Here is a 12,701-nt window from a genome sequence, read left to right as displayed (position 1 = left end):
CTCTCTCAGTTGCCGCCGGGACTCCGGCTGCAACTGAGAGAGCGTTTCACGTTTTGGCGCATTAAGCCTGTATGCCCCTTGCGGGGCGCCCGTTCCGGGCTGAAAATGTGCCTGTGGTCGCCTGCGACGCCGTAGTCACTATGGTTCTTTCAGGCCGTCATTAAGCCGGGCGCCGGGGATCCCGCCGTGAGCCCTTCACTGTTTCTTTTGCCGAGAACGAGGACTAGATTTCCGATTTCCCCCGGTGATCCCCGCGGGCGGCCGCTTTATCTATTGGCGGATATTTCGGGCGAGGAGATGAGTAGGCCATGTTGGCCGCAACCCAGGATGAGGAACAGATCATTGCCAGGGTCGCTGCCCTGGATATCGGCAAAGCCGAACTCGTGTGTTGTGTCCGGGTCCCTGCGGAGGGGAACCCGAGGAAACGGCTGCAGGAGGTCTCCACTCATTCGACGATGAGCCGGTCCTTGACGGAACTGGCGAACCATCTGGTGGACCTGCGTATCGAGCGGGTGGTGATGGAGGCGACCTCCGATTACTGGAAGCCGGCGTTTTACCTCCTGGAGGCGCACGGGCTCGAGCCGTGGCTGGTCAACGCCCGGGATGTCAGGCACCTGCCGGGGCGTCCGAAGACGGACGTGCTCGACTCGGTGTGGCTCTGCAAGGTGGCCGAACGGCAGATGATCAGGCCCAGTTTTGTCCCGCCCGCCCCAATCCGGCAGCTGCGGGACCTGACCCGGTACCGGATCGATCTGGTCGGAACCCGGACCGCGGAGAAGAACCGGGTCGAAAAACTACTCGAAGACGCCTGCATCAAGCTCTCCGTCGTCGCTTCGGACATTTTCGGGGTATCCGGGCGGGAAATGATGGCCGCGCTCATCGCAGGCGAACGGAACCCCGGCGTGCTCGCGCAAATGGCGCGGACCCGGATGCGGACGAAGATCACCGAACTCGAGGAGGCCTTCACCGGCCACTTCGATGACCACCACCGCTTCCTGTTGGCCCGGATGCTGGCCCGGATCGACGGCATCGACGCCGACATCGCCGCGGTCGATGAACAGATCGAGGCGAACCTGGCCCCTTTCGCGGAAGCGGCGGCACGCCTGGATGAGATCCCGGGCATCGGCCCCATTGCCGCCGCCGTTATTCTCGCTGAGATCGGGGCCGACATGTCACGGTTCCCGACCGAGGGGCACCTGTGTTCCTGGGCAAAGTTCTCCCCAGGCATCAGCTCCTCCGCAGGAAAAACGAAGGGCAACGGCTCCACCGGACACGGTAACCGCTACCTCGCCCGGGTCCTGGGCGAGGCCGCCGTCGGAGTCGGCAGAACGGATACCTTCCTGGGCGAACGCTACCGAAGGATCGCCCGGCGCCGGGGCAAGAAACGCGCCATCGTCGCCGTCGGACGGTCCATCCTCATCATCATCTGGCACCTGCTCCAAGACCCCGACGCCCAGTTCCACGACCTCGGCGCGGACCACTTCAGCCGCCGCACCGACCCCGAGAGCAGAAAGCGCGGCCACATCCGCCAGCTCGAAGCCCTCGGTTACACCGTCACCCTCACACCCGCAGCCTGACCCGCACCCCACCTTTATACAAACACCCGCCAGACCATGACGGGTGCACCAGTGCGCACCGACCACGGTCACGTCCCCTCCATTTTCGGACTAGTGAGAGAGCGCTTGATTAGAGCTGGAGGGTTGCCGGCCGCTCCAGCCCGTTCACCGTCGTCGTTGGCCAGCGTGGATCAACGGTGAGGACTTGCAAACCCGATTCGGTGAACTGGACCGTGTCCTCGATCTTGACCCCGGGCCCGGAAGGGTTCCAGGTGAACGCCTGGTTCAGGACCACCGTGTCCGTCGCCGCTGCGGTGACCCGGGGGTCGCGTCCCGCGTAGCCGGCCGGCCCGCCCTGATGGTGCAGTTCCCACTGCTCGGCGCCGAAACCGTGCCGGGCGTAGGCGGCCTGGATCTCGGCAAAGATCCGGTCCAGCCGGGAGCCGGGGACGGTGGCGTCGAAAATGTCGGCTTCCACTGCTGTGATGCGTGCCTCAGCGTCGCGCTCTTCCGGCGTACCGGCGTCGAACCTTACCCAGCGGGTGATGTTGGCGACCAGGCCGTCCCTGCGGGCGCACACTACTGCCATGGCGCGGCGGCCCAAGGGGGAGTGGGTGGCCAGCGGGTGCCGGAAGTCGCTCCGGCTGCTGCCGTTGCACAGGAGGACCAGCGGCTCGGCGCCGGCGGTGACAACCCGGGCAGCCAGCGCCGATGCCAGCTCGAACTCTGTAGTCTCCGGCCGGGCTGTCGAGAGCACGTCGGTCATGATGGCAGCGACGTCGGCGCTCAGGCGGGCGTAGCGCGCGCTTTCAGCCGGGAGCAGCTGCTGGCGGGCCGCGCGCAGCTCAGCAGCTACTGCTGCTTCCGCCAGCGGTGCGGCGTTCCCGGGGGTGCCGACGGCGGCTGCCGCCTCGTGCAGGTTGCCGTACCACGGTACCGAGTGGAGGGTGACGCCGGAGGGCAGTTCCTCTGCAGCGATGCGGTCGGCTTCATTGTTGAAGGTGACCAGGTGGTCGCCGTCGCGGTCCACGAGGACGGCCGCGATGGGATCACCGGCGAGGCTGATGTGCACCCGACTGCCGTCCAGGTACCAGGTCAGCGCCGTGTGCGTGGTGAGCAGCAGGGAATCCTGGCCCTTGGCGTCGAGGATGGCCAGGACCCGGCTCCGCTTGACGGCGCGGTCCTCCGCGGACGCTGGTGCCACCCGGACGGCCGGAGCCGCTGCAGGCTCTGATGGCGTCGGGTCCATCGTCGCGGTGCCGCTCCCTCTGCCCGCAAGCGGTGCGGTGTTTGCTGTTGTCTGGCTCATGAGCGGTTCCCCTGCCGGTTGATCAATGCTTCGACGTCTGCTGTGCCCAGGATGCCGTCGGCCACAAAAACGGTGATGCTGCGTTTCACGGGAGTGCCGGGTTCTGCGATCACCGGGGCGTCCCAGGCGAGTGCCTGGCCCACTCCCGGGTAGCCGTCAACCCGGACGAACCAGGGGTCGGTGCACCCTTCGGCCGCCACGAAAACGAGGGTGGCGCTGGCGCCCGTTGCCCCGCCGCCGGTTGTGCCGCCGTCGGCTGTTCTGGCCTCGAAGTTTCCGGCCCAAGCGAGCCACGGCGCCACCGAACCGTGCACCTCTGACTCGCCGGCGCCGGCCGGTGTCCAGACGGCGGCGCTGCTACAGGCCGGCAGCCGCCAGAAGAACCCGCCGTAACCGCCTTCGTGGCGGCCGTTGGAACCGGGGCTCCCGAGGCTGACCGGCCGGTCCCCCGCGGGGGAGAGGGCGAAGTCCAGGGACAGCTGCCAGGCGGAGGAGCTGACGCCGGACCACGTCCAGGTACGGTCCTCCACCAGGACCGGGGCGCCGTCGGGCCCCTTCCAGCTCAGGGTCTCCTGCAGCCGGCCGTCCCGGCCACCCGATACGGCGGCGGTGTCTTCAATGGACGTTCCGGTGCTGGTGATGCTGCCGTGGTCCGGGCGCCAGACGTACTGTCCGGCCTCGCGCGTATAGGTACGGCCGCCCCAGAAATTGATGCCGTCCACGTCCTGCAGGGCAACCCCAACACCAAGGTGCCACACATGGTCCAGCGGCTGGTGGTCCGTCACCACGATGCCTTGAAGGGTCCGGACCGGGTGCAGGTAGGGCCGCGGTGACGAGACAGCGCGGATGCGGCTGCCGTCCTGGTACTCGGCAATGGCCTTGCCGTCCAGCGTCAAAGTGCGGACCGGGGGGAGCGCCCGGGCCCACGGCACGTCCAGTTCGGCAAAGGTGGCCTGCGCCTTGATGGCGCGTTCGATCAAGGTGCCGATTCCGTGGACAACCGGATGGGCGTCGTCGCCCTCGCCTTCCCAGGTGATGTGGTCCGCACCGATGGCCTGCGGTGCCGGGGCTGTTCTGATGGCCTCCAGCACCGCGGTGAAAGCGCCAGTGTCCGGCAGGGAACACAGCAGCGGGGCACCCGTCGAGCGGGCGTCCAACAGGTTCTCCAGCAGGTCGGCGCGGGCGAATTGCTCCCGGCGCTCGCCGTCCGCAGTGCTGATGACCACCTCGTCCCGGGTGTAGAAGAGGGTGATCTCGCCGCGGGTTCCGTGCACCGTCACGGACGGATCCTGCTGTTCGGGCGCGCACAGCGTCAGCCCGCAGAGCAGCGTGGTGCCCCCGGCGGTGCGTACGCGGAGGATGGACGTGTCATCGCTCTGGGTGTCGTGTGCCCGGTAAAGGTCCGTCTCCACCGATGCCACGTCCGCGAGAGTGTGTGCTCCCGCCATCCGGAGTGCGGTGGCTACGGCGTGGGCCAGGGCGTTGGTTGCCACACCGTCCACCACGTCGATGCCGTCGAGGCTGCGCTTTCCGGCCCAGCGCGAACGCTTGAAGTAGGCCTTGTTCCGCACCCACTGCCCCTTGGCGCTCAGTCCGAGGACCTCACCGATGCCGCCGGCTTCCACCAGGCTTTGAATGGCAGGCAATGCGTGGGAACCGAGGCTCTGGAAACCCACCTGGACCAGCCGCCCGGCAGTCTCCGCGGCTGCCAGCACCTCCTGGAACTGCGCGAGGGACGCCACCGGCGGCTTTTCCACGTAGACGTCCTTGCCCGCTGCCAGCGCCGCGAGGGCCAGCGGTGCGTGCGTCTGGATGGGCGTTGCGAGGATTACGACGTCGACCCCCTGGTCCGCAGCGAGCAGCTGTGCCAGGTCATCGAAGACGGCCACCGACTCTGACAGCCGTCCCTCCGCCGGCGGATTGGGGTCCGCGACGGCAACCAGTTCCAGGGCGCCGGCCTCCTCGAGGCGGGCGAGGTTGGCGAGGTGGCGTTCGCCGAATCCGTGGACGCCCACCAGGGCTATCCGCGGAACCGCTGCCGGGTGGGTGGCCGGTGCCGTACGGCCCGTTGCGTGGGTACTGTTCTCCGCGGTGGCGGATTGTTGGGTCATCAGGAGGTTCCTCGGGGGCTGAAGGTGGTCTGGAAGTCGAGTGTGCCGGCAGCTGCCGGGCCGGGTGCGTCCGCCTGCTTGGCGTGCAGCGTGGAAGACAGGAAGGCCAGTGCTTCGTCCTGCATGGGAGCCGTGAAAACGTGACCGCCAGGCCAGAAGCTTCCGGTGTAGCTTCCGGGGCGGTGCAGTGATTCCAGGATGGTGTGGGCGTCGCGCATGCCGCCTTCGGGAAAGAGCTCATCGGCCAGGGCGTACTGCACCAGCAGTTCACTGGCCCCTGATCTTGCCGTGAGCTCCGGCCAGTCACCCAACTGCCAAAGACCGGGGGTCTGCAGCAGCCAGGAGTGGGCGTCCAGGTGGGCGGGAAGGAGCGACTGGAACGTGGTCATCATGCACGTCACCACGTAGCTGCGGATCCGTGGACTTAATGCGGCAAGGGCCACGGAGCGGCCGCCGCCACCGGAGAAGCCGATACAGCCCAACCGGTCCTGGTCCACATCCGGCAGTCCGGCAAGAATTTCCAGGGCCGCCAGGTCGTCATGTGCCACCATGCCGGCGAGGCTGGTGCCCAGCAGGCCGGCGGTCTTGGCCACGGTTTCCTCGTTGAATGCTGCGGCAGCGTTGTAGACATCGGCTTCGGAAGGCACGACGCCGTGCTGCCGCCATTGCGCCTGCCGCGCCTCCAGCGCCGCGGCCGTCCGCCACGGCGGAACGGAGAGGTCAAAGCGGCGGCTGCCCCAGGCGAACGTGTCGTGGGCGAGGACGGCGAAGCCCCGGCGTGCCACCTCGGAGGCAAGCGCCCGGCCGTCATAGTGGCCTGCCCTGGCGGTTTCCGCCGAGGGATGTGACTCCGGCAGTTCCACCAGCCGGTCTGCCCCGCCGAACTTGTTGCCCCCGTGGCAGTGCAGGGCAAGGACGCCCGGCAGGGGTCTGGGAACCCCGGCCGGCCTGATCAGCCAGCCGGTGCTGCGGGGGCCGAAACCCAACTGCCAGCTGAGCTGGGAGGTGGTGACGCCGTCGTACGTTTCCTCCCAGTGGACCGTTACCCCTGGCTGCTGCGACGCACCCGGCACCCCGAGCGCGTCCGCCAGTTCCTGCGACACCGTAGTAGCGGCCTGGTACCGGGAGTGTTGCTGAACATAGGCAGGCCAGTCCTCGTAGCCTCCTATCGCGCTGGGCCGCGGCGACCGGGCCTGGTACGTCAGTTCGGAATCAGGGCTCACCGGCCTGCCTCCTGTTTCAGCTCCAGCGCTGCTGATGGGCCGGCGGCTGCCATCGGCGATTTGTTGTGACTAAACCGCATTGTCCAGCCCCTAAGTTAGTGTTTTCCAGTGAAGTGACACTGGCAACAGAAAGCGTTTTCTCAAAAACTAACAAAGGGCTATACAAGAGTCAAGAAACCGTTTACTTTGGTACGGAGCCGCTTTTGAATCCGGACCGCTGCCAGGTGGCGCAACGGATGATCGCCACTCCTGGTCCGCTTCTTAGAAGTCCGCCCGGGGCGGTGTGCGTCCGTCCATCGCTCCGGCGAAACCAAATACGTGGAGGCCACGATGACCAAAGGAGACCACATGGCCGCTAAACACATACCCAGGGCACCGCGCCCGGCTGGAATGCCGGCTGCAGCGGGCCTGCCGTGCGGAACGGGGTTGCCGCAGTGAGCGCCATCAGCGAACTCAGCTCGATTTCCCGGAAGAAGGGTAAAGCGACCCCCGAAGAGAAGAAGGCGAACAGCCGCGATAACAAGGCCGCCTATATCTTCCTGCTGCCGTGGCTGGTAGGCCTCGTGGCCATCACCATCGGCCCCATGCTGATGTCCCTTTATCTGTCCTTCACGGACTACAACCTCCTCCAGCCCCCGGAATGGGTCGGTTTGGACAACTTCACCCGGATGCTCACGGACGCCCGGCTGCACAACTCCCTCGGCGTGACATTCACCTATGTGTTCATTGGTGTCCCGCTCCAGTTGGCCGTCGCTCTGCTGATCGCCCTGGTCCTGGATAAGGGCCTGCGCGGACTGCCGTTCTACCGCTCCGTGTTCTACCTGCCGTCCCTCCTGGGCGGATCCGTGGCCGTTGCCATCCTCTGGAAGCAGATCTTTGGCACCACCGGCCTGGTCAACCAGGTCCTCGCGATGTTCGGCATCCAGGGCCCGGGATGGATCTCCGACCCCAGCACCGCTCTTGGGTCCATCATCCTGCTGCACGTCTGGACGTTCGGCGCCCCCATGATCATCTTCCTGGCAGGCCTGCGCCAGATCCCGGCGATGTACTACGAGGCCGCGAAGGTTGATGGTGCCACCACCCTCCAGCAGTTCTGGCGGATCACCATGCCGATGCTGAGCCCCATCATCTTCTTCAACCTGGTGCTGCAGATCATCGGTTCGTTCCAGTCGTTCACCCAGGCGTTCATCGTCTCCGGCGGCAACGGCGGGCCCTCGGACTCCACCATGTTCTTCACTCTGTACCTCTACCAAAAGGGATTCGGCCAGTTCGACATGGGCTACGCGTCCGCCATGGCCTGGCTCCTCCTGGTGATCATCGGCATCTTCACGGCCATCAACTTCATCGCTTCTAAGTATTGGGTTTTCTATGACGACTAAGCTTGAGACGCTGCCCACCCCGGAGACTGCCGGCGCGGGCAAGCCTACGAACCGCCGCAAGCCCAAAGTCAGGGAGTCCCGGGGCACCCTGGCCTTCAGCAAGGCGCAGCGCAGCAAAGCGCTGATGAAACATGCCATCCTCATCCTTGCCGGCGGGCTCATGATTTACCCGCTGCTCTGGATGGTGGTGTCGTCACTTCGGCCCAACGAGCTGATCTTCCGCGAGCCCGGCCTGTGGCTGAACAGCCTGGAGATGAGCAACTACACGTCCGGTTGGTCCGCCCTGACCCATCCCTTCGGCCACTACATGATCAACTCTGCGATTGTGGTGATCGGATCCATCCTGGGCAACCTGATCTCGTGCTCGATGGCTGCGTACGCCTTTGCCCGGCTGCAGTTCACCGCCAAGAAGCTGCTGTTCGGCATTATGCTGCTGACCATCATGCTTCCGTTCCATGTGGTGATCGTCCCGCAGTACATCCTGTTCTCGCAGATCGGCTGGGTGAACACCTTCTGGCCGCTGATCGTGCCCAAGCTGCTGGCGACCGAAGCGTTCTTCGTGTTCCTGATGGTGCAGTTCATCCGCGGCATTCCCCGCGAGCTGGACGAGGCTGCGAGGATCGACGGCGCCGGCCACCCGCGCATTTTCCTGCAGGTCATCCTGCCGCTGATGGTGCCGGCATTGGCAACCACCACAATCTTCACCTTCATCTGGACCTGGAACGACTTCTTCGGCGCCCTGATCTACCTGACGGACCCGGATATGTTCACGGTTCCGGTGGCGCTGCGGGCCTTCGTCGATTCGCAGTCGGCCACGAGCTGGGGATCGCTGTTCGCCATGTCCATCGTGTCTCTGCTCCCGGTCTTCCTGGTGTTCCTCTTCGGCCAGCGGTTCCTCATCAAGGGCATCGCCACCACCGGTATCAAGTAGTCCCTGCCGCTCAGCAGTGCCGGTAGTCCGCTGCTGACGCACGGCTCTCGTGGGACGGCCCGCCCGCCGGTGGGCCGTTCCCGCCGTTACAAAGCAGTCACCAAAAACTTCTTGTAATACAAGTTTACTACTTGTAGTCTTAGGGCCAGAAAGCGGTTTCCCGCTTCTCCTCCAACTCCTGAATGCATTCCCAACCAAAGTCCCCAGCACTTGATCAACCAAGCACCATGATCAAAGAAGATCGGAGTACCCAGTGCCGCTATTTTCCCGCCCTGCGTCTGCTGCCAACGAATCGGCAGAGACACCCTCCAAGGGCGCACGCCGCCCGCTACGCAAGACTGGCTTGGTAGCAGCCGCTGCCGCCGTCGTCATGGCCCTCAGTGCCTGTGGCGGGGGAGCTGCCCCGGAAAGTGCTGACGGCCCTGTCGAACTGCGCTTCTCCTGGTGGGGTGGCGACAAGCGGGCCCAGCTGACGCAGGAAGCCATCAAGCAGTTTGAGGCTGAAAACCCCAACATCAAGATCAAGCCCGAATTCGGTGACTGGAGCGGCTACTGGGACAAGCTGGCCACCCAGGTCGCGGCGAACGATGCGCCGGACATTATCCAGATGGACGAAAAGTACATCACCGAGTACTCCAGCCGCGGCGCCCTTCTTGACCTCTCCAAGTACGAGATCGATACCTCAAAGCTCGACGAAGCGGCGCTCAATGCCGGCAAGAGTGACGACGGCCTGACCGGCATCGCTGCCGGAATCAACGCCGCAACCATCCTGGCCAACCCCAAAGTTTTCGAAGCCGCTGGAGTGCCGCTGCCCGATGACTCCAAGTGGACCTGGCAGGACTTCGAACGGATTGCCACCGAAATCACCGCCAAGTCACCCCAGGGCACCTACGGCGCCGCAGCCTACGGAACGGATGAGGCTTCACTGGGCGTCTGGCTCCGCCAGAACGGCAAGTCCCTGTACACCTCAGACGGCAAGTTGGGCTTTGAGCCGGGCGACATCGCCGAATGGTGGGCGTTCCTGAAGCAGCTCAGCGAGAAGAAGGCAGTTCCGTCCGCTTCCGAGGTAGTGGAAGCCGAGGCTGCGCCGCTGGACCAGAGCGGACTCGCCACCGGCAAGAACGGCATGGCCTTCTGGTGGTCCAACCAAGCTCCTGCCCTGGAAAAGGCATCCGGCGGTGACCTGAAGATCCTGCGGTTCCCCACCCAGACCGGAAAGGCCGATGACGCCGGACTCTGGTACAAGGCTTCGCAGTTCTGGTCCGCCTCCTCGCGCACCAAGCACCCTGAGGAAACTGCCAAGTTCATCGACTTCCTGGCCAACAACGTCAAAGCCGGCGAAGCGCTCCTGGCCGACCGTGGTGTGTACCCGAACTCCGACGTCCGGGCAGCCATCGAACCCAAGCTGACTCCTGCCGACGTCAAGGTGGTCAAGTTCATCGACCAGATCAAGGATGAGCTCGGCGAGGCTCCGGCTCCGCCGCCACAGGGCGCTGGCTCCATCCAGGAAATCATCAAGCGCTACACCTCCGAGGTTCTCTTCGAGCGGCTGTCCACGGAAGAAGCTGGCAAGAAGGCGCATGACGAGATGAAGTCCGCCATCAGCAGTTAGTTTTCACACCGCAACAAACACGGCTCTGGACGACTTGGTAGGACGCCTCCTCCGCCCATAATGTCCGACGGCGGGTGGCAGCTCCGTCCCGGTGGGAACCATTGGTTCCTCCCGGGACGGAGCTGTTTAAACTGCCCTTCCCGCCGGGCGTTCAGTCCTGGGGTGTTGGTGGGGGTGGTGGTTTGAAGTAGGTGTTTTGTTGGGGTTTTTGGTGTGGGTCGAGGTGTTTTGGGGGTGTGTACCAGGGGGTGCCGTTGATGATGGTGATTGTCCATTGTTCTTTGTGGATCAGGTGGTGGTGGCCTGAACACAGGAGTGCGCCGTTGTCGACGTTGGTGGTGCCGCCTTGGGACCAGTAGGTGATGTGGTGGGCTTCGCACCAGGGGGCGGGGATGGTGCAGTTGGGGAAGGTGCAGCCTTGGTCGCGGGCGGTGATGGCTTGGCGTTGGGCTGGGCTGAAGAGCCGGGTTTTGCGGCCAAGGTCCAGGATTTCGCTGTGGGTGCCCAGGAGGGCGGGGATGATGTCGGCGTCGCAGGCGATTTTGCGGATTGTGGCGGCGGCGACGGGGCCGGTGAAGGCGAAGTTCCCGGTCCCGGTACCCGTGCAGGTGCCGGTGCCGGTGGCTGTGCCGGTTTTTGGGGGATTGCCTTCGGGGTGGAGGAGGAGGTCCTGGTAGTTGATGGTGGCGATGATTTGGGGGCGGTTGCCGCCGGTGGCGGGCAGGGTGTTGGTGGCCAGGGCGGTTTTGACGGCGCCGATGAGTCCCTCGAGTTGTTTCTGGGGCCGGGTGCGCCGGTCCAGGTCCACGTCGCCGTCCCGCCAGGGACCCCGGCCGGTGACAGCACCAGCGCCAATGCCTGCGCCTGTGCCGGTCCCGCCGCTCGTGCCGGTGCCTGTGCCTGTGTATGTGTCTGTGTCTGTGCCGGTGGTGGGTGTGGTGGTGCGGGGGTTGGTGGCGGTGTTCATGACGGTGAGGAGGTGTTCGTACTGGTCGGTGGTGGCGAAGATTTCGATGTGGTGCAGGCCGTGGCGGGGTTTGCGGATGAAGGCGCCTTGGCTGTGGCGGAGGGCTTCTTCGCTGGGTTCGGTGCCGTCGGCGTCGATGGTATCGGCCCAGCGGCGGGCGACGCGGGCAAGGAAGTCCGGGTCGGCGGTGGCGGCTGTGCTGGTGAGGTTTTCCTCGATCAGGACCAGCCGCTCGGGTGTGACGAGGTGGCGTAGCCGGTTCAGGGTCAGACTGATGATGGTCCCGGCCCGGGAAGAGACCGCCGGGCTGGTAGCAGCCCAGGCAGTTGGCGTTTCGTCGCCGGTGTCAGCGGTGTCAGCGGTGTCCTCGCCCTCGTCCTCGCTGTCCTTGACGGTGCCGGCAGGTGCAGGTGCAGGTGTGGGTGTGAGGGCTGCGGCGAGGTGTTCGCGGGTGGCTGGGATGATGTCGCCGGTGAGGGTGGTGGTGGGGAGGATGTCTGCTGCGAGGGCGAGCCGGCGGTGGGCTTCGCTCTTGGCGATCCGCAACCGCAGCCGCAGGAACTCTGCAGTGTTGGCGCACCCGTCATCGGCAGGTGAGGTGACGACCCGGCCGGGGCGGTCTGACTCGATCGGGCTCCGGACGCCGTCGGCCTCAGAACAACTGGCCGCCGTATCGCTGGCCACCGTGTAGCTGGTTGTTGAACCGCTGGCCACCGAACCGCTGGCCACCGAACCGCTGGCCGCCGAACCGCTTGAACCGCTGGCCTCTAAGCCAACGGCAGTTAAATCACGTGGCGCCGGTTCTTCGGGCCAGGCGGCGTCTGTTTCGTTCAGGGTTTCGGCGCCGTTGTCCCAGCCGGTGACCCAGCCCTTGCCCGTCCGGGAGCGGCCCGCTCGGGCGGCGTCAGCGGCGGCAATGGCCTGTGTGCGGGTCCGGTCCACTGTCCCGGCGGCCAGGATCTGCAGGTACTCCACGGACCGGGAGAAGTCCTCCACGTGCCCGGCAAAATCGGCGGCCTCAACGTAATCGGCGGCCGCAAGCATCGTGGGGGCAGCAGCAGCCGCAGCAGCCAGTAACCCGCCGATCTCGCTCAGGCTAAGCAGCCCAAGACCACCGGACGGGCTGCCAGCCGGAAACGATTCCGCAGCATCGGATTCACCTGCACCGGGCGGGTTGTCAGCCGGAAGCGGCTGTGCAGCAACGGATTCATCTCTACCGGACAGTTTGTCAGCCGGAAGCGACTCCGCACCAAGGGATTCATCCGCACCGGACGGGTTGCCCGGCTGGAGGAGAGCCACAACGGGGGCCTCACCCTCGCATTGTGCGGGCTGGCCGGGAACGGCACGTAGCCGGCCTGGGCAACCCAGGCCGGAGTCGCCGTCGGACGCCACTGAGCCACGCGAGGAAGTGCCACCAGCCCGAGTGAGCACAGCAGTGGAACCGCCGTACTCCTCAAGCTGATCCCCAATGGCTTCCATAGGACAACTCTGCCAAAGACCACCGACAAAACTGCCCGCAAAAGACGCTATGTGGATAACCCGCCGCTGCCCCTGCAGGGGGCGCCAACGAAAAGGAAACCAGCCCCGGCCGCAGGCAAGAGAGCCACGACCGG

8 protein-coding genes are annotated in these 12,701 nt (G+C 65.4%); 4 read left to right on the top strand and 4 right to left on the bottom strand.

Annotated features, from left to right (window positions below; translation table 11 throughout):
* The first annotated feature begins 308 nt into the window (after positions 1 to 308).
* Complete coding sequence (locus M1D93_RS16030) at positions 309 to 1,577, top strand: IS110 family RNA-guided transposase (RefSeq protein WP_461171903.1); 1,269 nt, start codon at positions 309 to 311, stop codon at positions 1,575 to 1,577.
* A gap of 109 nt (positions 1,578 to 1,686) precedes the next feature.
* On the opposite strand, the gene M1D93_RS16025 is transcribed toward M1D93_RS16030, so the two are convergent.
* From M1D93_RS16025 to M1D93_RS16015, 3 genes are read right to left on the bottom strand one after another with little or no spacing between them, the layout of a single operon-like run.
* On the bottom strand, positions 1,687 to 2,805 hold the full coding sequence (locus M1D93_RS16025; RefSeq protein WP_461175042.1) for a M24 family metallopeptidase: 1,119 nt from the start codon (positions 2,803 to 2,805) through the stop codon (positions 1,687 to 1,689).
* 56 nt (positions 2,806 to 2,861) lie between these two features.
* Complete coding sequence (locus M1D93_RS16020) at positions 2,862 to 4,976, bottom strand: DUF6807 family protein (protein ID WP_461172459.1); 2,115 nt, start codon at positions 4,974 to 4,976, stop codon at positions 2,862 to 2,864.
* Positions 4,976 to 6,199: an acetylxylan esterase gene (locus M1D93_RS16015; RefSeq protein WP_461172458.1), complete on the bottom strand. Its 1,224-nt coding sequence runs from the start codon at positions 6,197 to 6,199 to the stop codon at positions 4,976 to 4,978. Before M1D93_RS16015 ends, M1D93_RS16020 begins: the two co-directional genes overlap by 1 nt.
* A 434-nt stretch (positions 6,200 to 6,633) precedes the next feature.
* On the opposite strand from M1D93_RS16015, the gene M1D93_RS16010 reads away from it, so the two are divergent.
* From M1D93_RS16010 to M1D93_RS16000, 3 genes are all read left to right on the top strand, one after another.
* Positions 6,634 to 7,578 (top strand): carbohydrate ABC transporter permease, encoded by a 945-nt coding sequence (locus M1D93_RS16010; RefSeq protein ID WP_461172457.1) that lies wholly within the window; start codon positions 6,634 to 6,636, stop codon positions 7,576 to 7,578.
* Positions 7,568 to 8,509, top strand: a complete 942-nt coding sequence (locus tag M1D93_RS16005) for a carbohydrate ABC transporter permease (RefSeq protein ID WP_461172456.1) — start codon at positions 7,568 to 7,570, stop codon at positions 8,507 to 8,509. Before M1D93_RS16010 ends, M1D93_RS16005 begins: the two co-directional genes overlap by 11 nt.
* A gap of 253 nt (positions 8,510 to 8,762) precedes the next feature.
* Positions 8,763 to 10,121, top strand: a complete 1,359-nt coding sequence (locus tag M1D93_RS16000) for an ABC transporter substrate-binding protein (protein ID WP_461172455.1) — start codon at positions 8,763 to 8,765, stop codon at positions 10,119 to 10,121.
* 151 nt (positions 10,122 to 10,272) lie between these two features.
* On the opposite strand, the gene M1D93_RS15995 is transcribed toward M1D93_RS16000, so the two are convergent.
* Complete coding sequence (locus M1D93_RS15995; protein ID WP_461172454.1) at positions 10,273 to 12,567, bottom strand: HNH endonuclease signature motif containing protein; 2,295 nt, start codon at positions 12,565 to 12,567, stop codon at positions 10,273 to 10,275.
* Positions 12,568 to 12,701: the final 134 nt, after the last annotated feature.

It is taken from the genome of Arthrobacter sp. Z1-9 (assembly GCF_054792695.1).
Note: the sequence above shows the minus strand (reverse complement) of the source record. Positions and strands in the feature narration are given on the sequence as shown.